The 22,106-nt window shown below is 72.9% G+C and carries 10 protein-coding genes and 1 pseudogene; 9 read left to right on the forward strand and 2 right to left on the reverse strand.

The window, feature by feature from the left end; translation table 11 throughout:
* Window positions 1-402 precede the first annotated feature (402 nt).
* The 3 genes from AMIR_RS19345 (at window position 403) to AMIR_RS19355 (ending at window position 4,849) form a co-directional block, all read left to right on the forward strand.
* Entirely contained in the window at window positions 403-645 is a 243-nt protein-coding gene (locus tag AMIR_RS19345; protein ID WP_049796890.1) for a hypothetical protein, read from the forward strand.
* 138 nt (window positions 646-783) lie between these two features.
* On the forward strand, window positions 784-2,235 hold the full coding sequence (locus AMIR_RS35940) for a S1 family peptidase (protein ID WP_049796891.1): 1,452 nt from the start codon (window positions 784-786) through the stop codon (window positions 2,233-2,235).
* A 1,393-nt stretch (window positions 2,236-3,628) separates the two neighbouring features.
* On the forward strand, window positions 3,629-4,849 hold the full coding sequence (locus AMIR_RS19355; protein ID WP_015802647.1) for a phthiocerol/phthiodiolone dimycocerosyl transferase family protein: 1,221 nt from the start codon (window positions 3,629-3,631) through the stop codon (window positions 4,847-4,849).
* 113 nt (window positions 4,850-4,962) lie between these two features.
* Here AMIR_RS19355 and AMIR_RS42005 read toward each other — a convergent pair.
* A pseudogene (locus AMIR_RS42005) lies at window positions 4,963-5,241 on the reverse strand (transposase family protein); the annotation flags it as partial.
* Window positions 5,242-5,575: 334 nt separating this feature from the next.
* Here AMIR_RS42005 and AMIR_RS19360 point away from each other — a divergent pair.
* Window positions 5,576-5,857, forward strand: a complete 282-nt coding sequence (locus tag AMIR_RS19360; protein ID WP_143760796.1) for a hypothetical protein — start codon at window positions 5,576-5,578, stop codon at window positions 5,855-5,857.
* Between the two features lie 80 nt (window positions 5,858-5,937).
* The gene (locus AMIR_RS42010) at window positions 5,938-6,282 is read left to right on the forward strand and encodes a transposase (RefSeq protein WP_245554520.1); all 345 of its coding nucleotides are present in this window, start codon (window positions 5,938-5,940) and stop codon (window positions 6,280-6,282) included.
* Here the strand turns inward: AMIR_RS42010 and AMIR_RS19370 are convergent.
* Window positions 6,236-7,216 (reverse strand): SDR family NAD(P)-dependent oxidoreductase, encoded by a 981-nt coding sequence (locus AMIR_RS19370; protein ID WP_015802649.1) that lies wholly within the window; start codon window positions 7,214-7,216, stop codon window positions 6,236-6,238. The two genes, AMIR_RS42010 and AMIR_RS19370, sit on opposite strands and share 47 nt — an antisense overlap.
* Before the next feature lie 96 nt (window positions 7,217-7,312).
* Between AMIR_RS19370 and AMIR_RS19375 the strand changes: the two genes are divergently transcribed.
* The 4 genes from AMIR_RS19375 (at window position 7,313) to AMIR_RS19390 (ending at window position 22,089) form a co-directional block, all read left to right on the forward strand.
* The gene (locus tag AMIR_RS19375) at window positions 7,313-7,876 is read left to right on the forward strand and encodes a TetR/AcrR family transcriptional regulator (protein WP_015802650.1); all 564 of its coding nucleotides are present in this window, start codon (window positions 7,313-7,315) and stop codon (window positions 7,874-7,876) included.
* Between the two features lie 656 nt (window positions 7,877-8,532).
* On the forward strand, window positions 8,533-9,027 hold the full coding sequence (locus tag AMIR_RS39335) for a peptidoglycan-binding domain-containing protein (RefSeq protein ID WP_015802651.1): 495 nt from the start codon (window positions 8,533-8,535) through the stop codon (window positions 9,025-9,027).
* A gap of 811 nt (window positions 9,028-9,838) precedes the next feature.
* Window positions 9,839-13,609, forward strand: a complete 3,771-nt coding sequence (locus AMIR_RS19385; RefSeq protein WP_015802652.1) for a non-ribosomal peptide synthetase — start codon at window positions 9,839-9,841, stop codon at window positions 13,607-13,609.
* On the forward strand, window positions 13,606-22,089 hold the full coding sequence (locus tag AMIR_RS19390; RefSeq protein ID WP_015802653.1) for an AMP-binding protein: 8,484 nt from the start codon (window positions 13,606-13,608) through the stop codon (window positions 22,087-22,089). Before AMIR_RS19385 ends, AMIR_RS19390 begins: the two co-directional genes overlap by 4 nt.
* The last annotated feature ends 17 nt before the right edge of the window (window positions 22,090-22,106 follow it).

Genomic DNA, 22,106 nt, shown 5'->3' on the forward strand with positions numbered 1-22,106 from the left:
ATGATCGATACGAGATTTCTCGCACGTAACGATCAAAGCCCCCCGGCGATGTGCCCCCCGCGTTGATCGGAGTAAGCGCGAACAAGCTGTCACACCTGCTCGCGCGATGACAAGAACCGGGTCGGTGTCCTGCTTCACAGGCAGAATTGGCCGGATGATGTCGGGAGCGTGAGAGGATGCTCCAGGTCACCCCCGGCTTTCGCGTTGCAGCGGCGACTGCTCTCGTGATTGGATCCAATTGATTAATTTGATTCGTTCCTCGCTTGTCGGCGCTGTTCTCCCCCAGCTGTTCACGGGCAGCGCGGCAGCGCAGGGATAGACGGATGGCAAGCAGGACGCCGATGCGCGGTCTTCGCTGGTGGAGGAGTTCTCCCACCCAGGCGCCGACGACCTCCTCGCGCAGTGCGGGACGACAAAGACCCCGACGGTGGGCACTACTGCTTCCAGGCGCGCGGGAAGTCGGGTCACCTGGCGCTGGAGATCCCGGAAACATATCCGATCAAGAACGACGATCACGATGTCAAGTCGACCGTGACCGTCAAGGGCAAAACGAGCGAACTGCCCGTGGTGCAGGACTCGTGGACCGGTATCGGGCAGGGAGTTGGACCTGATCACGCGGTCCTGATCGCGATCAAGGCTGCTTGATCGTGGAGAAGCCCACCGCAGTTCATTCGAGATCAAGGAAACGCTGTGCTTCACATGACCCAACGGGCGAATTTGGCCGCAGGCGTGGCTACCGCTGCCGTCGCTGCCGCTCTACTCGTTCCCTCTTCCGCTCTTGCCGTGAACGGCGGAGCGCCGGACGCCAACGGCGGCTACCCGTTCCTGGCCAAGGTCTCCGTCGGCGACCAGCCCGGCGCCGACGGGCGCGCCTGCACCGGTGCGCTGATCGACCAGCGGTGGGTGCTGACCGCCGCGAGCTGCTTCGCCGACAACCCCGCCCAGCCGGGGAACCTGGCCGCGGGCAAACCCGCCAAGGCGGCCAAGGTGAGCCTGCCCGGCAAGGGCGACATCGCGGTGGCCAACATCGTCCCGCGCTCCGACCGCGACCTCGTGCTAGCCCAGCTGGCCTCCTACGTCACCGACATCACCCCGGTGCGCGTGGGCAAGACGGCGCCCAAGCAGGGGGACTCGGTGCGCGCGGGCGGCTACGGCCGCACCGCCGACACCTGGGTGCCGGACAAGGCCCACACCGCGGTGTTCACCGTCAAGGCCACCTCAGCGACCACCCTGTCGATCGACGGGAACGGCGCGCTGTGCAAGGGCGACGCGGGCGGTCCCGCGCTGCGCGAGACCTCGTCCGGGCCCGAACTGGTCGCGGTCACCAGCACCGCGTGGCAGCGCGGCTGCCTCGGCTCGACCGAGACCCGCAGCGGGGCCACCCAGGCGCGCGCCGACGACATCGCCTCGTGGATCAACGAGCGGCTCGTCGTCGACCAGAAGCTGACGGTCAAGGAGGGCAACCTCTACGAGACCTGGCACGAGATGCTGCCCGACGGTGTGATCAAGTTCGAGATCGACGGCGACCGCATCGCCGCCCAGACCACCGACGGCACCCTGTGGGTCAAGGAGGGCGCGCTCAACGCCGGGTGGGTTTCGGAGTACAGCTCGGTCTCCTCGTTCTCCATGGCGGGCAACCGCATCGCCGTGCTCACCAAGGAGCGGAAGCTCATCGTCAAGGAGGGCAGCCTCTACGCGGGCTGGCAGGAGCAGGCCGGCAACGTCGACGACTTCCGCCTGGCGGGCACCCGCGTGGCGTGGCTGCAGAACGGCAAGCTCACCGCCAAGGAGGGCAGCCTCAGCTCGAGCCCGCTGGTGGTGTACGGCGGCGGGGTCACCAAGTTCGACATGACCACCAACCGGATCGCCCTGCAGGCCGACCAGTTCTGGGTCAAGGAGGGCAACCTCTACGCGTCGTGGACGGCGGTCGGCACCGGCGCGGTGGACGACTTCCAGCTGTCCGGCAACCGACTCGGCGTCCTGCAGGCGGGCAAGCTCTCCATCAAGGAGGGCAACCTCTACGGGGTGTGGAACGTGGCGGTCCCGGCCGACGTGGTCAAGTTCGAGATGGACGGTTCGCGGTTGGGCGTGCTGATGAAGAACCGCTTCCTGTACGTCAAGGAGGGCGATCTGGGTCAGCCGTGGGTCGTGCAGGAGCAGGACGTGACCGATTTCCGCTTGGCGGGCAACCGGATCGGCGTGCTCATGCCCAGCGGCAAGCTGGCCGTGAAGTAGCCGTCGACGCATCCGGCCCGTGGGGCCGCACCCGGAACGGGTGCGGCCCCACGCTGTTTTCCAGGCGGGGAAGGTCGGACTCGGCCGGGGTGCGGCAAGCTGGTGACCGAGGCCGAGCGGTGGCTGAGCCCGAACCCCAGGTGCGGCCTGGTCGCCAGAGGGCGTCTGATCCAGTTTTGGGGATGCACGTTCGGCATGGCGATCACCCTGAATGGTCGTCCGCGAGCTCTCGACATGCGTACCCCAACGATCTGCCCGATGCCTGATGGGTATTGATCAAGCAGAGGTTGATGACCTCCTCTACAGCTTCGAACTGGTCGCACCGACCTCAGATGGCGAAGCTCGTGACCTACCCTCCCGGACGGCCTCTACCTCAACCAGCACTTAGACGACGATACCGCCGTGCCCCTCGCGACCGCCCTGTCCACGTGGCAGGCCACCACCCGACCAGCCCCCCGAGGCGGCGAGTGGGCGATTCCCCTGGCAGTCTTCTCAGAACTCGATCCCACCGCCCGCTGTCCACTACTGACACGCAACCGACCTACCTACCGGCTCTCACAGGAAAATCGGGACGGACACGTGAGCCGATCCCCTACAATCGGCTCCAGGTGGCTTTTCCCCGGAGGATCGCCGTCTTTACCACGCCGGGTTTAACGTTTCCGCAGGTCAGAGTAGGTGTTGATCTACCTTTTTTTTGACACGGTAGGGGTCACTGGTTCAATCCCAGTATCGTCCACCAGGAAAGACACAGATCAGAAGCCCCGACCAGCCATAACGCCGGTCGGGGCTTCTCGCGTTTGACCGTCATCCGACCGTGAACCCGGCACGGACAACGTGCCCGACTGACGACCGCCACCACATGCAGTCGTCCCACCGCCTGCACCAACACCACCTCCCATCACCGTCCACACGGGAGCTCCCTGACCGTCAGTCGACCGTGAGAGCCACCACTCCCCCAACCGGCTGCGCGGCCGGGTCAGCCTTCACCAGCACCAGCGTGGCCGCACCTCACACGACATCGTCGTACCGCTGGAACACTTCATCGCACACGGGATCGCCGCGCCGCGCGCCCTTCGACACCGGGAGTCAGCGCCCTGAAACGGGCCCTGGGCCGATCGGAGTCCGGATCGAGGGCGGCCTTGTGGCAGCGAGCCGAGCGGGTGTCGCACCACGGTCCTGCTTCTGCCCGCTCACCGAAGTCCACCGCCGTCGCAGCGGGGGTTTAGATGACCGTCGCAGCCAGCGGCACGACCACGCACACCCGCGCGGAGCAGCATCGGGTTCGTCCGCCGTCACGGGATCGGGTTACTTCACCCCACGCGTCCGCGCAGGTGCACTTGAATGTCCCGATCACGCTCCTGAGCAGCAGGAGCGCGGATGACAGGGGATACCGGTGGAGCGACCGCTCGCGGCGCACGAGGCAGCCGTCCAGACCGGCCAGGTGCGCCTGGTGCTGTGGAGCGATCTGGAGGGCGAGCCCGACGAGTCGGCCTTCGACGCCGCCCTGGCCCACCTGGTCGGCCGCTACCCGCTGCTGGCGGGCAGGATCACCGACCACGGCAACCGGCAGGTGGTGCACGTCGAGGAACCACCGGGAGCGGTGGCGCTCGGTCGAGGCACGAGCCTGGACGAGGAGATCAACGCAGCGCACACCTGGACGCGGGGACCGCTGCTGCGCGCCACCCTGCTCCGCGAGGCCACCGGCGCCCGACTGGTGATGACCCTGCCGCGTGCGTTCTCCGACGGCATGAGCTACCTGGCGCTGCACAAGTGCTTCTGGGCCGCCTATACAGCCCTGCGCACGGGTGTCCCCGCGACTGCCGAGCCCGTCCACCCCGTGCTGGGCCCCTCGATCGACGACCGGGTGGCCGAGCTGTTCACCCAGGGGCAACTGGACGACTTCGTCGCCGAACGCGCCCGCCTCGACGCCCAGGAGTCCGTGGCCACCCTGCCCACGACCGCCGCGGCGAACGGCGGCCCCGGTCCCGACGCCACCCTGGCCACCGTCCGGATCACCATCGACCCCGACCGCAGCCGGGCGTTGACCGCACTCGCGCACGAGGAGTCGCTCACCACCAACGACCTGGTCTCCGGAGTCCTGCTCACCGCCCTGCGCCGCTGCCTGCCGCAGCGGGAGGGGACGGTGCGGGTGGTCTGCACGAGCGCGGTCGACCTGCGCCGCAGGCTGACCCCGCCCATCCCCGACGAGGTGCTGCAATCAGCCGCCACCACCACCTCGATGCGCCTGGACCTGCACGCCGACGACACCCCGCTGCGAACAGCCCGCCACGCGCGCGAACAGCTGCGCGCCGCAGTGGACAACGGCGACGCGACGAAGGAGCTGGCCACCTTCGCCCACGTGATCGACCAGCACCCGCCAAGCCTGGTCATCACCAACGTGGGCGCCATCGCCGAACCCGACCTGCCCGACGGACTGCGCGTCACCGACGTCCGTCTGGCCCCGCTCGGACACCTGCCCATGCTCTTCGTCGTCGTCAGCCGCTACCGCGGGCGGATCCAGCTCACCATCGACCACAGCAGGGCCTGGCACACCGCCCAGCAGGTGGACGAGTTCGCCGACCACGTCACGGCTGTCCTGGCCGAACTGAGGTGATCCGCCCGCCGGCAGCGCCACCGGTGAGAGGAGGACGCGATGCGGCACTGGCCCCTGCGGGACCTGGTGGCGCGCACCTCCAGGCTGGACCTGCGACTGAGCCCTTTCCAACCTCATCCGGTGGCGAGGTGGAGTGCGAGGACGGCTCGGGTCAGGTCGGTGATGCGGGTGGTGGAGCAGCGGAGTCCACGCAGTGGCCGCCAGGTCTTGAGGGTGGAGACGGCGCGTTCACCGAGGGCGCGGATGCGGGGGTGGGAGCGGTTGACCGCTTGTTGGCCGGGCGAGAGGTTGTGCCACTTTCCGCGGTAGGGGACGCGGATCGGGCCGCTGGCGCCCCGGTAGTCCTTGTCCGCCCAGCATGGGATGTCGGCTTCGGCGAGAACGTCGTCGATTGGGCCAGCACCAGCAGGGCCTGGCGCCTGGGGGCGAGCCCGCGCCTCCTGCTGCCGATTCGACGGCGGTGCGCGGCCGGTTGGTGGGCAAGGGACTGCAGGTGCGAACCGGACAGGTCGATCGCTGGTGGATGGACAAGCGCTCGAAGCTCCTCGCGATGGCCTTGCTCTTGGTCGAGAAGTCATCTACCAGGAGCTTCGCCATGTCTCCACCACGACTTGCAGCCCACGCCACCAGGTTGGAAAGGGCTCAATGACAATGGAACCGTTCTGGTGGGCGGAACTGCGGCAGACGATCGGCCCACTGAACACCGGAGACCAGGACGAACCGCTCATGATACGCCTCGCCTACCTCGGCAGGGCGCTCGCCGACGACGTGGACGCGCTGACCGAGCAGCAGCGGACGGACCTGTTCGCCCTGCTGGAACGGGTGGTGGTGCACGGCGCCAGGAACGAGAGCACGTCGGTGGCCACGGGCTTCTTCGAGGCGCTGCTCAACGCCTGGGACCGCGGCTTCGACCTCAGGCGGGTCTGGCACCACGTCGGCCCGGAATCACGGGCCTTCTGCCTGGCGTGGAACGCCTACAACGGCATCGCTTCCCCGGACTGGATGTGAGCTGAGCGACGGGGCTGCGGGCAGGCGCGGCACAGCGCCCGCCCGCGGCCCTGTCCGCTGTACCGGCCCTCACTCCGAATGTGGAGGACCGGCTCTGCGCCCTGGGCCTGGGCCTGAACGCGATCGTGCTGTTCACCACCCGCCACCTCGACGCCGCGACCACCGAACTGCGCGCGGGCGGGCATGAGGTGCGCGAGGAGGACGCCGCCAGGTTGTCGCCGTTCGTGCGCCACCACGTCAACCTGCTCGGCCGCTACTCCTTCCTGCTGGCCGAGGTGTTCGCCGGGCGGCCGGCCGCGCTGATGCGGCGCGATGCGACCGTCCGGAGAACACCGATGCCGGAGGCGGGCGGAGCACCCGGCACCGGCGCGGGAGCTGTCACCTGCCCACGCGGGACACGCCTTGGTCCAGCGCCGCGAGGGTGAGGGCGAAGAGCCGGTCGGCCAGTTCGCGGTCGAGCGCGTAGTCGGCCACGCCGGGCTTGAACGGGTCGCCGTCCGGCGAGGGCGCGGCCTCGGCCGCGTCCTCGAAGTAGCGGCCGGTGACACCGGCGACCAGTGGAGAGGCGGCCAGCAGCACCGACGTCGCGGCGCCCTGCTCGACGCTCTTCCAGCCGGGCGGGACGGCGAGCGTGGTGCCGTCGGCGTCCTTGGCGCCGATGGCGGCCAGGCCGGCGTCGTCGAGATGACGCTGGAGGTTGGTCATGATCCCGCCGGGGTGCAGGGCGTTGACGGTGATGCCGTCCGGTGCCCACCGCGAGGCGAGGGCGACCGTGAACAGGATCATCGCGGTCTTGGACTGGCCGTAGGCGCCGTAGGGGGTGTAGGGGCGATGTTCGAAGTTGACGTCCTCGAAGTCGACAGGCGCCATCAGGTGCCCGGAGGAGGAGACGTTGACGACCCTGGCGCTGTCGGCGACGGCCAGCGCGCGGTGCAGGCCGAGGGTGAGCGCGGCCGAGCCGAGGTGGTTGACGGCGAACTGGCGCTCCCAGCCGGAGTCGACGCGTTCGAGCGTCGGGAGTGCCATCACGCCGGCGTTGTTGACGAGGATGTCGAGCGGGCCGTTCCACGCGGCCGCGAACGCCTGGACACCGCTGTGGTCTGCCAGGTCGAGCGACGCGGCCGTGACTGCCGGATTGCCGGTGGCCGCGCTGATCGCGGCCGCGACCTCCATGCCGGCGGCGGTGTCGCGGACGGCCAGGGTGACCTCGGCGCCTGCCGAGGCGAGCGCGCGGGCGGTCTCACGCCCGATGCCCGAGGCGCCGCCGGTGACGATGGCGCGCCTACCGGTGAGGTCGACGCCGGTCACGACGTCCGCGGCCGTACTCGTGGCGTCGAAAGGGGTGGTGACAAGGGTCATGACGAGGGCTCCCGGAAATAATCCAACCAGATGGTTTAAATCTAGGGCGGCTCGGCGCGTTTTTCAACCATCTAGTTGGGTTTACTCTTGGCGGCGATGTCCTACGACTCGACAGCCACCCGCGCCCGCCTGCTCGCCGCAGCCCACGACGAGTTCGCCGAGAAGGGCTTCGCCGGGGCGCGCGTGGACCGCATAGCCTCCGCCGCGACGGTCAACAAGCAGGCGATCTACGCGTACTTCGGGTCCAAGGAGGCGCTGTTCGACGCGGTGCTCGCCCAGCGCTACACGGTGCTGGCCGACGCCGTCCCGATGGACGCGCGGGATCTGCCCGCCTACGCGGGCGCGCTCTTCGACGAGATCACCAACGATGCCGGGCTCCAGCGCCTCACCCTCTGGAAGACGCTCGAACGCCCGGAGGTGTTCCCCGAGGAGGCCCAGGCGCACCGGGGCAAGGCGCAGGCTGTCGTCGATGCCTACGGCGTGAGCGCGGAGACCGCGATGGACGCCCTGATGCTCGTGCTCGCGGCCGCGCAGGCGTGGAACCTCACCCCGCCTGCCGTCCGCACCCCAGGAGAGCAGGATGAGACCGCGCGTCGCGCCCGCCACCGCCACGCGGTCGTGACCGCCGTCGCCGCGATCACCGCGACATTGCTCGAATAGCGCACCCACCGATCAGGCCCCCGACGTCCTCGTCCGGCACCGCGGGGTCGGCGGCGACGGATGGGATCGCGTCCAGCAACTCCTGGTGGTTCTCCCCGGACTTGGCGCGTTCGGCCAGGCAGTCGCGCATCCTGCGCGCGGCCTTGCTCTCCCCGCACCGAGATCGCCTGGTCGAACAGCTGCACCACCTCGTCCAGCACCTCGACTGCGGACTGCGCCGGCAACGTCAGCAGGATCGGGATAGCGCCGCTGGGCGTCGCGGCGTTCCAGCACCTGCCCGGTCAACCGGCGGCCGACCGCGGCCAGAAACCGGCGGCGTTCCGCTGGCAGCACCGACAGTTCCGGGGTGCGCGCGTCCATCACGCGCAGGAACTCCTGCTTCGTGATCTCGGCCTTCACCACCGCGGGTGAAGCCTCCACCGGCCCCTGTCGAACCACCGCAGCCCGTCCAGCCCGGTCCGGCGGGCGTCGGTGAACTCGTGCGCCAGCCGGGTGTTCCGCAGCAGTTACGGGACGACCCCGAGCGCGTGGCGCGCCGGAACGGGGTCGTGGGGCAAGGCGACGTGTCGCGCGGTGCCAACGCGGTGACGCGCAGCGCCAAAACAAGGGGGTGCGCGGCGGCCAGGCTCGGTGCTGACTCCGAAGGGGGAGAGGACATGCGAAGAGTGACGATGGCTCTGCTGGGCCTGCTGGCGCCCGCGATGCTGTTCACGGGGGTGGCGACCGCGGCGGCGGCTCCGGAGAAGGTGGTGGTGGCCGTGCAGGAGGCTCCCGTGGCAGCGGGAGGTCCCGAGGCGGTGGCCGAGGCCGCCTGCACGAGCTACACGAACGTGTACGTGGGGGGCACGTACTACCTGCACGTGCCGTCGCTGGGCACGGACAGCTGGAACTTCAACTGCGTCGTGGTCCGCGGCCACAAGGGCTGGCCGGTGCTCGTGCTCCAGGAGAGCCTGAACGCCTGCTACGGGCAAGGGCTGGTGGAGGACGGCGACTTCGGCGGGAACACCGAGCGGGCCGTGCGGAACGTGCAGGCGATCATCGGCGTCCCCGTGGACGGCCGGGCGGGCCCGATCACGAGGAAGGCCATGCTCTGGCAGGCCTACGACCACGGGAACGGCGGAGCCCACACCGGCTGGTGCACCCACTACTAGGCGCGACGCCCCGACGCCCCCGCCCGGTCACCGACCGAGCGGGGGCGTCGGGGCAGGGTGCGCAGTGCGCGCGGCACTCCCCCGCGTCCTCGGCCACCCCGTCCACGGGTATAGGAATCAGACGGGGACACGGGGCCAACGACTTCACCAGAACCCCAGAACGGCACCGTGCGAGCAACTTCACGGGAGCAGAGCGAACGATCATGAAGTGATCGTCGGCACCGCACGCGGTCAATCCGAGCGGGTCGCCCAACGCCCGTTCCCGCCGCGCCTGCTCCCCCGCAGCATCGCGTCCACCACGACCTGCGTCACGTGCGAGTACCGGGGTCGACCTGGTCGAGCAGGTGTGCACAACGCCCTCCAAGGTGAATTCCGATGCCGCCTCCAGGACAAATGCCGAAATCTCAAAAACCACGACCGCTTCAGCACCCTCGAACTCCGCACAAGAAATGCAGCAGGGGCAGAAACACGCCAACGGAGTGATCGTCCCGGCTCGCCGAAGAACGGACGTACGTCCAAAAACGGCGGCGCAGAGCCACCCCTAGGCCTGGGCGCCCGGCGATCAGCGGCCCGGACGGCCGATCAGGTTCCAGCAGGACGTGCCCGCTACGACCGGGCGGTGCTGCCGGTTTTGACCGAAAAATCGGTTCGCCGCACCAAATGAGACCGCCGAAAAATTTCGGTCGTCCTCTCGTCATCGCCGATGGTCTGGTGTTAACTACCCGGAGAGACAGAGTCCGCTTCCCGTCCTCGGCTGCGACGCAATAAAGCGTTACCGGTTCGCCCGCCTTGCCCGGAAAGGCCGCCCTCAATGCGATTGTCCGCACCGCTGTCGTCCGGCCAGCAACGCCTGTGGACCCTGTCCCAGCTGGACGGGGCGGGACCGGCCTACAACGAGACCATGGCCTTCGCCCTGCTAGGTCCCCTCGACCACGAGGCCCTGCGGCGCGCCTTCGACGCGCTCGCCGACCGCCACGAAGCGCTGCGGACCCGGATCGTCGTGGAGGACGGTTGGCCCGTGCAGGTCGTCGAGCCCGTCGGGCACGGGTTTCCTTGCCCTGTCAACGATGTCATCGGGCGGCCGGACGAGGCGGCCGGGCTGCGGCGGGACGACCCGGCCGAGGCGTTCGACCTGTCGCGCGCGCCGCTGGCCCGCGCCCGGCTGCTCGTCGAGGGCGATCGCCGGCACGTCCTGCTGATCACCGTGCACCACATCGTCTTCGACGGCTGGTCCCGCACCCTCCTGCTGCGCGAGCTGGGCGTCCTCTACGGCGCCGAGCTGACCGGCGTGGCGGCCGACCTGCCGCCCGCCCGGCCGTACCGCGACTACGCCCTGGCGCAGCAGGAGTGGTTGACCGGCCCCGGCCGGGAGGCGCACGAGGCGTACTGGCGCGGCAGGCTCGACGGGGTGGCGCCGGTGCTGGAGCTGCCCGCCGACCGGCCGCGACCGGCCCGGCAGGACCACCGGGGGGCGCGCGTGCCCGTCCGCCTCGGACCCGAGCTCACCGCGCGGGTGAAGGCGGTCGCGCGCGAGCACGGCGCCACGACCTACTCCACCATCCTGACCTGCTGGTTCCTCCTGCTCTCCCGGCTCTCCGCACAGGCTGACATCGTTGTCGGCGTGCCGACGGCCAACCGGGGCGCGGGTGGCGACCACCCCGACACGCTCGGGTTCTTCGTCAACACCCTGGCGGTGCGCGCGGATCTGGGCGGCTCCCCCACCGGCGCCGTCCTGCTCAAGCAGGTCCGCGGCGCCCTGCGCGGCGCCATCGACCACGTCGAGTTGCCGTTCGAGCGGGTCGTGGAGCTGGTGAACCCGCCTCGCAGCCCGGCGCACACCCCGCTCTTCCAGACGATGTTCGCCTGGGTGCCGAAGCTCGACGACGTCCTGGAACTGCCAGGGGTGGAAGCCGAACCCCTCGAGGTCGAGCACGCCCCCGCCAAGTTCGACCTCGCGCTCAACCTCGCCGACGAGCGCAGCGACGTCCTCGGGCACCTCGACTACGCCGTCGCCCTCTTCGACCGCGCGACCGCCGAGCGGTACGCGCGCTACCTCGTCCGGCTGCTCGACCAGCTCGCCGCCCGCCCCGAGGCCGACGTCGCGAGCTACGACCTGCTCGACGACGCCGAGCGCCGCGAGATCCTCACCAACTGGAGCACCGGCGCCGCACCGCGCAGGCGCCCCGGTGGGCTGGTCGAGCGGTTCACCACCCACGCCGACACCACCCCGGACGCCCCGGCGCTCGTCTGCGACGGCCTGACCCTCACCTACCGCGAGCTGGACCGCCGGTCGACGAGGCTGGCGAACGCCCTGCGCCGTCGCGGGGCCGGACCGGGCGAGGTCGTCGCCGTCCGGAGCGGGCGGTCGGCCGAACTCGTGGTGTCCGTGCTGGGCGTGCTGAAGACCGGCGCCGCCTACCTCCCGCTCGACCCGACCCAGCCCGCGGCGCGGCAGGCGGCGATGGTCGAGGACGCGCGCCCGATCCTGGTGCTGGACGGCATCGGCGCCCTCGAAGCCGAGGGCGACGAGACGCGCGGAGCGGTCACCACCGATCCCCGCGAGACGGCGTACGTCATCCACACCTCGGGGTCGACCGGGCGGCCGAAGGGCGTCGCGGTGACCCACCACAGCGTCCTGGCCCTGTTCGACCAGTGGCAGGACCGCTTCGGCGCGACACCCGGCGAGGCCACGTCGGCGTGGTCGAGCACCGGCTTCGACGCCTCGGTGCACGAACTCCTGCTGCCGCTGACCACCGGCGCCGTGCTGCACGTCGTGCCCGAGGACGTCCGGCCCGACCCGGCGGCGCTGATGGCGTGGCTGCGGGAGCACCGGGTGGTGCAGGCGTTCCTGCCCCCGGCCTACGTCCGCTGGATCGACGAGGACCCGGCCAGGGCCGCCGGGCTCGCGCTGCGCCAGGTCCTCACCGGCGTCGAACCCCTTCAGCAGGCCGCGCTCGCCCGGTTCGCCGCCGCCGTGCCCGGCCTGCGGATCTGCTTCGGCTACGGACCGACCGAGGCCACCCTCTACGCGACCGCGCACGTCGACCCGGAGCCCGTCGACCGCCCGGCCCCGATCGGACGGCCGCTGCCGGGCTCCCGGCTGTACCTGCTGGACGACCGGCTGCGCCCGGTGCCGCCGGGGGTGGCCGGCGAGGTGTTCCTCGCCGGTGACTGCCTGGCTCGCGGCTACCTGCACCGGCCGGACCTGACCGCCGAGCGGTTCGTGCCGGACCCGTTCGCGCCGGGCGAGCGCATGTACCGCACCGGGGACCTGGCCCGCTGGCTCCAGGGCGGCGAGGCCGAGTACGCCGGTCGCCGGGACGACCAGATCAAGCTGCGCGGCTTCCGCATCGAGCCCGGCGAGGTGACGGCCGCGCTGCTGGCCGTCCCGGGGGTCCGCGAGGCCGCGGTGCTGGTCGACCGCGAGGGCGATCCCCGGCTCGTCGCCGGGGTGGCGGGCGGGAGCCGGAGTCCGCACGAGTGGCGCGCGGCGCTGGCAAACCGGTTGCCGGACTACATGATCCCGTCGGTGTTCGCCGAGTTCGACCGGCTGCCGCTCAGCCGCAGCGGCAAGCTCGACCGCGACGCGGTCCTGGCGCGCGCCCGCACGAGCGCGTCGACCAGCCCGGTCAACACCGCCGCTCCGCGCGACCACGTCGAACTGGCGCTGCTGCGGATCTGGCGAGAGCTGCTCCTGCACCCCTCGATCGGCGTCTCGGACGACTTCTTCGACGTCGGCGGCACGTCGATCTCGGCGATCAAGCTCGCCCACGCGATCGGCGTCGGGTTCGGCCGTGAGCTGCCGATCCGCGACGTCATCCTGCACCCGACCGTCGAGGCGCAGGCCGCGCTGCTGCGCGCGGACCGCCCGGTCGACGGCGGCAGTCTCGTCGAGTTCCGCCGGGGCGCCGGGAAGGCCCGCGTGGTCTGCGTGCACCCGGCGGGCGGCACGGCGTTCTGCTACCTGCCGCTCAGCGCCCTGCTGCCCGAGGACGCCGGGGTGCTGGGCATCCAGTCCCCCGGTCTCAACCCCGGCGAGTCGCCGCTGCCGAGCGTCGAGGCGATGGCCGAGGAGTACCTGCGGCTCGTCGACCCCCGGCCAGGGGAAACCCTGGTCCTCTGTGGACTGTCCTACGGCGGCCTCGTCGCCTACGAGATGGGTCGTCGGCTGGCCGGGGAGCACCGCGTCAGCGTGGTCCTCCTCGACACCACCGCGACCGACGACCCGGCGGCGAGAGCCGCGATCGAACCCGTGCCTGCGGCCGAGTTCCGCGAGAAGCTGGTGCGGTTCAACGGGATGTACCCCGGCATCGAGGACGCGCAGATCGAGCGCTACCACCGCACGTACAACCACAACCGGCTGACCGCGCGCGAGCACGACCCCGGCGAGTCGGCCGCGCGGGTGGTGTTCGTCCAGGCCGTCGGCGAGGACCCGGTCCCCGGCGCGGTGGAGTTCTGGCGCCGCCGCGTCCGAGGCGGGTTCGAGGTCGTGCCCGCGGACTGCGGGCACTGGGACGTGCTGGAGAGCGACGCGCTGCCGCTGGTCGCCGAGCTGATCACCGCAGAGCTGGCGGCGCGATGACGTCGATCGCCCGCCGCGTCCACGACCGGGCTTTGCGGCGCCCGGACGCCCTCGCCGTGTCCGACGGGCACCGCCACCTGACCTACGCCGAGCTGGACGCGGGCGCCGCCGCCGTCGCGGAAACCCTGTCGCGGCAAGGGGTCCGCCCCGGTGACGCGGTCGCCGTCGGGCTGCCGCGCTCGCTGGAACTGGTGCAGGCCATGCTGGGCGTGCTGCGCCTGGGCGGCCAGGTCGTGCCGCTGGACAGGCAGAGCCCACCCGCGCGCCGCGACGTGATCCTCGCCGACGCGGGCGTGGTCGCGGTGATCGAGGACGAGCTGCCGGGGCTGACGCCGGTCGAGGCCGGGACCCCCGCGGAGCCCGCGCCCGCATCGTTCCTCTTCTACACCTCCGGCACGACCGGGCGCCCCAAGGGCGTGGAGGTCCGCGACGCGGGCGTCCTGCGGCTCGCCGAACCCGGCTGGCTCGACCACGGCACGCGGTTCGCCTGCCTGGCCAACCCGGCCTTCGACGCGATCAGCTTCGAGGTGTGGGCACCGCTGCTGACCGGCGGCACGTGCGTGATCCTGGACGACGAGACCGTCCGCGACCCGAGGGCGTTCGCCGACGCGCTGGTCCGGGAGCGCGTCGACACGATGTTCGTGACCGCGACGCTGTTCAACGCGGTCGCCGAGACCGTGCCGGGCAGCTTCGCCACCGTGCGCCGGGTCGTCATCGGCGGTGAGCAGCTCAACGCCCCGCTGATCCGCCGCTGGTACCGGGACAACCCGGACTCGCCGACGCTGCTGCAGAACGGGTACGGCCCGACCGAGACGACGACGTTCGCGCTCAGCCACCCCATCCCGCGTGATCTCGACGCCGAGGTCGTGCCGATCGGCAGGCCGCTGCCGGGCACCGGCGCCGTCGCGGTGACGCCGGACGGGCGCGTGGCGGCCGAGGGCGAGGTCGCCGAGCTGCACCTGTCCGGGGCCGGGGTCGCCCTCGGCTACCGGGGTCTGCCCGAGGAGACCGGGCGGAAGTTCGTCCGCCTGCCGTGGCTGGACGGAGGCCGCGCCCGCCACTACCGCACGGGCGACCTGGTCCGCGTGCTGCCGGGCGGGGTCTTCGCCTACGTCGGGCGCACCGACCGGCAGGTGAAGGTCCGGGGGTTCCGGATCGAGCCGGGCGAGCTGGAGCAACGGCTCCTGGGCCACCCCGCGATCCGGCAGGTCCACGTGGCGGTGCGCCGCGCGGCCACCGCCGAACTGCTCGCCTACGTCGTCGCGGACGAGCTGTCCTTCGACGACTTCGAGGCGCACCTGGCCGAGACCGTGCCCGCCTACATGCGCCCGCACCACGTGTTCCGCCTCGCGGGGCTGCCCCGCAACGCGAACGGCAAGGTCGACGAGGCCGCGCTGCTGGCGGGCGGCTTCCCGGCGTGGCGGCCGGACACCGACGGCGACGCGACGGCGTGGGAGCAGGAAGTCCTGGGCGTGGTCGCGGAGATCCTCGACGTCCCGGACCTGCGCCCCGGCGACACGTGGCTGCGGTCCGGGGGCGACTCGCTCAAGGCGCTGCGGCTGCGCTTCGCGATCCGGGAGCGCTGGGGCGTCGACCTGGCGCCGTCGGTCGTGCACCGGGGCGACCTCGCCGACCTCGCCGCGTCGATCTCGGCGGCGGGACGCGCGGCCTACCCGGAACCGGGTGCGCCGACCACCGCGACGACCGCGCCCGCCACCAGCGAGCAGCAGCGGCTCTGGCTGCTCCAGCGGCGGAACCCGGCGTCGACGGCCTACCACGTGCCGCTCGCGTTCCGGGTCGCCGGAGACCCGGACCTCGCGGCGCTCCGCCGGGACGTGCGCGGCCTGGTCGAGCGGCACCCGGCGCTGCGCACCGCGTTCGAGGCCGCCCCGGACGGCCTGCGGCAGGTGGAGAGGGCGGCCTACGACCCGTGGACCGAGCCCGGCGGGGACTTCTTCACGGCGCCGTTCGACCTGGCCTCGGGCAGGCTGCTGCGGGCCGCCTGGCGGCCGGACGGCACGTTCCTGCTGTGCCTGCACCACATCGCGGTCGACGGCTGGTCGCTCAACGTCCTGTTCCGGGAGCTGTCCGGCGCGCGGCCACGACCCGGCGCGCGCACGCCGTTCGACTTCGCGGACTGGCAGGCCCGCTGGTTCGCCTCGCCCGGCTACCGCGCCCAGCTCGCGGAACGCGCCGACGACGCCGAGCCGCTCGGCGAGGCGTCCCTGGCCGGACGGCTGCGCACGACCCGCGTCGACCGCGAGCGCGTCGACCGGTGGGCCGCCGAACTGGGGCTGACGCGGTTCCAGCTGCTGCTCGGCGTGTTCGCCCGGAGCCTGTGCGCGGTCACCGGGCGCACCCGGCCCCGGATCGCCACACCGGTCGCGAACCGGCCGGTGCGGGAGTTCGAGGACGGGGTCGGCATGTTCGCCAACACCGTCCGGCTGCCGCTGTCGGTGGACCCGGAGGAGGACCTGGCGGCCCAGCTCCGCAGGCTCGGCGACGCGGCGGGGGCGGCACTGGACCACCAGGACGTCGCGTTCGCCGACCTCGACCCCGCGTACGCGGCCTTCGACTACCTGTTCGTCCTGGAGAACACCGACTTCGAGGCCCTGCGGCTGCCCGGCTGCTCGGTCAGTCCACTGTGGATCGAGGCGGCCGAGGCCAAGTGCGCGCTCACGCTGTCGGTCGTGGAGCGGCCGGACGGCTTCGACTGCCTGTGGGAGTACGGCGAGGGGCACTTCACCGAAGCCGAGGCGACGGCCCTCGGCGAGGTCTTCGACCGCGCCTTGCGCGGCGACGCCCGGATGCCGGACCACCACGACCACGGCCGGGGCGCGGAGGCCGACCTGGTGTGGGAGACCGTGGCCGAGGGCTTCGCGCGGCAGGTCGCGCTGACCCCGGACGCCCCGGCGCTGACCGGCGGGACCACGCTCACCTACGCGGAGCTGGACGCGCACGCGGCCCGGCTGGCGGCTGCCCTGCCCGACGACGCCACCGACGTCGCGCTGTACTTCCGGCCGTCGGCCGAGCACGTCGTCGCGCTGCTCGCGCTCGCGCGGCTCAACATCACCGCCGTGCCGCTGGACCCCGCGTACCCGCCCGCGCTGCTGCGGGAGATGCTCGACCAGGCCCGCCCGTCCTGCGTCCTGCTCGCCCCCGGCGAGGAGTTCGACACCGACGTCGAGCGGCGGACCGTGACGCTCACCGACGGGCCGGTCCCGGACGTCCCCGCCCGGCACGCCGGGCGACCCCTCTACACGCTGTTCACCTCGGGCTCGACCGGCGCGCCCAAGGGCGTGCGCGTCCCGGACCGCACGCTGGCGAACCTGGTGCAGTGGCAGGACCTCCCGCCCGCGGCGACCCAGCAGTTCTCGATGCTGTCGTTCGACGTGTCGTTCCAGGAGGTCTTCACGACGCTCTGCGGCGGCGGGCGGCTGCACCTCGTGCGCCCGGAGTGGCGGCACGACGTCCCGGCGCTGCTGGAGCAGCTGGAGACCGCCGGGATCGAGCGGATCTTCCTGCCGTACGTGGCCCTGCAACTGCTCGCCGAGCACGGCGCCCGGCTCGGGCTGCACCCGTCGCGGCTGCGGGACGTCATCACCGCGGGCGAGCAGCTCGTGTGCACGCCCGCGATCCGCCGCTGGTTCGCCGGGCTGCCCGGCGCGCGCCTGCACAACCACTACGGCCCGACCGAGACCCACGTCGTCAGCGCGCTGGTCCTGGACGGGGACCCGGCGCGCTGGCCGGAGCGCCCGGCGATCGGCCGCCCGGTGGCGAACGCGGTGCTGCGGGTGGCCGACGCCTCGGGCGCGCCGCTGCCGCCGGGGCAGGTCGGCGAGCTGCTCATCGGCGGTCTCGCGGCGAACCGCTGCTACCTCGGGGACGTGGCGCCGGAGAAGTTCGCCGAGCTGCCAGGGCTGCACTACCGCAGCGGCGACCTCGCGCACTTCGACCGCGCCGGGCTGCTGCACTTCGACGGCCGGGCCGACCGGCAGGTCAAGTTCAGCGGGCACCGCCTCGAACTCGGTCAGGTCGAGGCCGCGCTGCTGCGGCACCCCGACGTCGTCAACGCGGTGGTGCTGCCGCAGGGCGACCGGCTGGCCGCGTTCCTGGAGTGCCGCCGGACCCCGTCGGCGCGGGAGCTGGCGGACTTCCTCGAACCGCTGCTGCCCCCGCACGCGCGGGTCGACCGCTTCCGCGTCGTCGAGGCCCTGCCGCGCACGCCGAGCGGGAAGCTCGACCGGGACGCCGCTCCGGGCGTCCGGGGCACGGACCTGCACCGGCCGTCGGTGACGCCGTCGGTGACGCCGTCGGTGACGCCGTCGGTGACGCCGTCGAGCGAACTGGCGGCCCTGTTCGAGGAGGTGACCGGGGCGCCGATCGGGCCCGACGAGACGTTCTTCGCCGCAGGGGCCACGAGCCTGTCGCTGATGCGATTCCACCTGCGCTGCGCGGAGGCCGGGTACCGCTTCACCGCGGCCGACCTCTTCGAGCACGTCACCCTCCGCGACCTGACCCGGCACCTCGGCACGGGCCCGGCCGAGGCCCGGACGTCCGCCGGGGCCGCCGCCGACGAGCCGGTGGCGGTCATCGGCATGGCGGTGCGGCTGCCCGGCGCGCCGGACCTGGCGTCGTTCTGGGACCTGGTCGTGTCGGGACGCCGGGGCGTCGAGGAGTTCCCGGCCGCCGAGGGCCTGGTCGGCGCGCGCAGCCTCCTGGACGACCCCCTGGCCTTCGACCCGGAGCACTTCGGCGTCAGCCACCGCGACGCGGCGCTGATGGACCCGCAGCAGCGGCAGCTGCTGATGACCTGCGTCGAGGCCCTCGCCCACGCCGGGATCGCCCGGCCGGACCGGGTAGGGATCGTCGCGGGCTGCGGTGAGAGCACGTACTTCCAGGAGATGCTGCGCGAGGCCGACCCGGCCGCGCTGCCGGACGGCTTCCACCTCGCGCTGCACCACGAGAAGGACTTCCTGGCCACCAAGGTCGCCTACCACCTCGACCTGACCGGCCCGGCGCTGACGACCCAGACCGCGTGCTCCAGCTCGCTGGTCGCCGTCCACCTGGCCGCCGGGATGCTGCGCGGCGGCGAGGCGGACGTGATGCTGGCGGGCGGGGTGCTCATCGACCGCACCCTGGACGGGGGCTACCGGTACCGGCCGCAGCACATCTTCTCCCCGGACGGGCACTGCCGCCCGTTCAGCGACGACGCGGACGGCACGGTCGGCGCGAGCGGCGTCGGCGTGGTGGTGCTGAAGCCGCTCTCGGCGGCCCGCCGCGCCGGGGACACCGTCTACTCGGTGCTCACGGGCTCAGCGCTGACCAACGACGGCGCGGTCAAGCAGGGCTACAGCGCACCGTCCCCGGCCGGGCAGCGCGCGGCGATCCGGGCCGCGCTGCGCCGCGCCGGGCGCTCCGGCGCGGACGTCGGGTACGTGGAGGCGCACGGGACGGGCACCCGGCTGGGCGACCCGATCGAGGTCTCGGCGCTGCGCGAGGCCATGCCGGAGGCGTCGGCGTGCGCGCTGTCGTCGGTGAAGAGCCAGCTCGGCCACCTGGGCGCGGCTGCCGGGGTGGTGGGCCTGATCCGCGCGACCCTGGCCGTCCACCACGGCGTGCTCCCGCCGACCGCGGACTTCCGGGCGCCGAACCCGGCGCTGGACCTGGGCCCGTTCCGGGTGCCGACGCGGGCCGAGCCGTGGCCCGCCGGACCGCGCGTCGCCGGGGTGAGCAGCTTCGGCATCGGCGGCACCAACGCCCACGTGGTCGTGGAGTCCGCCCCCACGCCGCCGCGCGAGCGCCGGGAACCCGTGCGGTGCCTGGTGCTCTCGGCCCGCAGCGCCGAGGCCCTGCGGCTCGACGCGGCCAGGGTGGCCGACCACCTGTCCGCGCACCCGGAGTCCTTTGTGGACGTCCTGCGGCACTTGCAGTCCGGCCGCCCGCACGGCCGCTGGCGCCTGGCCGCCGCCGTCGAGGACGCAGCCGAGGCAGCCGTCTGGCTGCGCGCGGCCCAGCCGCAGGAGACACCGGCCCCGCCGCTGTCACGCGATCCCCGGCCGTCACCGGGCAGCGGCGCCTCGCCCGCCGAGGTGGCGCGGGTGTGGCTGGGCGGCGGCGCGGTCGACTGGGGGCGCTCGACCGCCCCCGCGCCGTGGGACTTCCCGCCGCCCGCCTTCGTCACGCGGGACTTCGACTTCCCCAGGCGGGCCGCCGTCGCACGACTGCCCGAAGCCGAGTGGCTCAGGCAGCCGACGTGGATCCGCCTGCGCCGGACGGCGGGGGCGACCCGGACCGACCGCGTCCTCGTCATCTCCGGCGAGGGCCCGCTGACCGCGCCCGCGCTCGACGCGGCCTACCCGCGCGTCGTCCGGGTCCACGCCGCCGAGCGGTTCGCACGCCTGGGTCCCGACGCGTTCGAGGCCGACCTCGCCGACACCGCCTGCCTCCGCCGGGTCCTCGACTCGTTGCCCGCACAGGAGATCGACTGGCTCCACACCCCGCCCCTGGGCATCACCGGACCCCTCGGTGAGGCGTCGGTGCGCCACGCGCGGTGGGCCTGCGTGGACACCCCGGCGGCCCTCCTGCGCGCCGCGCACGACCGCCCGCTCAGGACGTGGTGGGTCTCGGCGGGCGCGGCGCCCGCGACCACCGGCGTCACCCGCCCCGAGGCCGGGCTGCTCGCCGGGGTGGGCGCCGTCGGCCCGCAGGAGAGCGGAATCCCCGGCCACTGGGTCGACCTCCCCGGCCCGGACCTGGCCCCCCTCGCCGACCTCCTCACCGGCCCCACCCCACCCGCGCGGGTCGCGCTGCGGGCCGGGTTCTGGTGGGCGGAGGACGACGCGCCCGTCCGGGCGGGCGAACCCCTCGCGGTCGACGGCGTCCACCTCGTCCTCGGCGGCACCGGCGGCATCGGCGCCGCCGTCGCCGAGGAGCTGCTGACCCGCGGCGCGGGCCGGGTCGTCCTGCTGGCGCGCGACCCCCGCCTGCCCGACGCGCTCACGCCGTGGGCGGACCGCGTCGACCTGCTCGCCGCCGACCTCACCACCGTCACGGCCGACGCGATCCCAGGGCCCCTGGCCGGGATCGTCCACGCGGCGGGGAACCCGGACGGCGCTCTGATCGCCACCCGCGGCGAGGGGACGCAAGCCGTGAAGCTCGCGGGCGCGCTGCTCGTCGAGCAGCTCGTCGAACGCGACCGGCCCGCCCAGGTGGTCTACTGCTCGTCGCTGTCGGCCCGGTTCGGCGGGGTCGGCCAGCTGGACTACGCCGCCGCCAACGGCCTCCTCGACGCGCTCGCCCACCGCGACGGCCCGACCGCCCGCCTCTCGATCGCCTGGGACGTCTGGCGGGACACCGGCATGGCCGTCACCGCGCTGCGGACCGACGCCCGCCACCAGGCGCACCTGGCGGTCGGCATGAGCGCCGAGGAGGGCCGCCGGACCTTCGCCCGCGCGCTGGACGCCTGCCTGCCCCACGTGCTGGTCGCGACGACCGGCCTCGACAACGCCCGCGCGTTCCACGAACGGGAGACCGCCCCGGTCACCGCGAGCCCGGCCGGGGACGCCGGAGCGGAGCTGACCGAGGAGGTGCGCGCGCTCCTGGGCGTGGCCGAGCTGCGCCCGGACGTCCCGCTCCACGACCTGGGCGCCGACTCCCTGACCCTGCTGGAGGTCGTCGACGCGGTGAAACGCCTCTTCGGCGTCGACCTCGACCTGGCCTGGCTCGGCCCGGAGGTGACGATGGCCGGCCTGCTCGCGAAGCTCGCCGAGGCGGGCGACACCGGCGACGTGGCCGTCCAGGTCTGGCGGGAGGGGGCGGGCCGCGAGGTGGTGTGCCTCGTGCACCCGGTCGGCGGGGACGTGCACGCCTACCGCCCGCTCGTCGAGGCCCTGGACCCGGCGCTCGGCGTCTGCGTGATCGCCGACCCGGCGCTGGGCCTGCCGGAACCACCGGGGTGGTCCGTCGAGGACCGCGCTCGCCGCTACTACGCCGCCCTGCGCGCGACGCTGCCGGGCCGCACCTGGCAGCTGGCCGGGTGGTCGTTCGGCGCCTGGGTGGCGACGGGCATGGCCGCCGAGGCCGAGGCGGACGGGCAGCCGGTGCGCGCCCTGCACCTCATCGACCCGCCTGCGCCCGGCGCGAGCGCCGCGGACTACAGCGACGCCCAGCTGGAGGCGGTGTTCGAGCGCGAGCTGGGCGCGTCCAGCGGCACCGCGGGCGAGCACGCCCAGCGGCTCGCCCGCGCGTGCCGGGCCAACCTGCGCAGCATGGGCGGGCACCGGCTGCCGCTCCTGACCGCGACGCCCAGCCACGTCTGGCTCGCGGTCGAACCCGAGCCCGGCTCGCCGGTGGCCGACCGCGGCGGCTGGCGCGCCCTGCTGCCCGAGCCGAGCCACTGGCACCAGCTGCCCGCCACCCACTACGGCGTCGTGCGCGCGCCGCACGTCACCGCGGTGGCCGAGGCCATCGGACTGTGAGACCCACAGGAGGAAGG

This window comes from Actinosynnema mirum DSM 43827 (assembly GCF_000023245.1).
GTDB classification, from domain to species: domain Bacteria; phylum Actinomycetota; class Actinomycetes; order Mycobacteriales; family Pseudonocardiaceae; genus Actinosynnema; species Actinosynnema mirum.

Coding starts and splice junctions, on each gene's coding strand:
- AMIR_RS19360 (WP_143760796.1), top strand. CDS start 5,576: ATGATACGCCTCGCCTACCTCGGCAGGGCGCTCGCCGACGACGTGGAC.
- AMIR_RS19370 (WP_015802649.1), bottom strand. CDS start 7,216: ATGACCCTTGTCACCACCCCTTTCGACGCCACGAGTACGGCCGCGGAC.
- AMIR_RS19375 (WP_015802650.1), top strand. CDS start 7,313: ATGTCCTACGACTCGACAGCCACCCGCGCCCGCCTGCTCGCCGCAGCC.
- AMIR_RS39335 (WP_015802651.1), top strand. CDS start 8,533: ATGCGAAGAGTGACGATGGCTCTGCTGGGCCTGCTGGCGCCCGCGATG.
- AMIR_RS19385 (WP_015802652.1), top strand. CDS start 9,839: ATGCGATTGTCCGCACCGCTGTCGTCCGGCCAGCAACGCCTGTGGACC.
- AMIR_RS19390 (WP_015802653.1), top strand. CDS start 13,606: ATGACGTCGATCGCCCGCCGCGTCCACGACCGGGCTTTGCGGCGCCCG.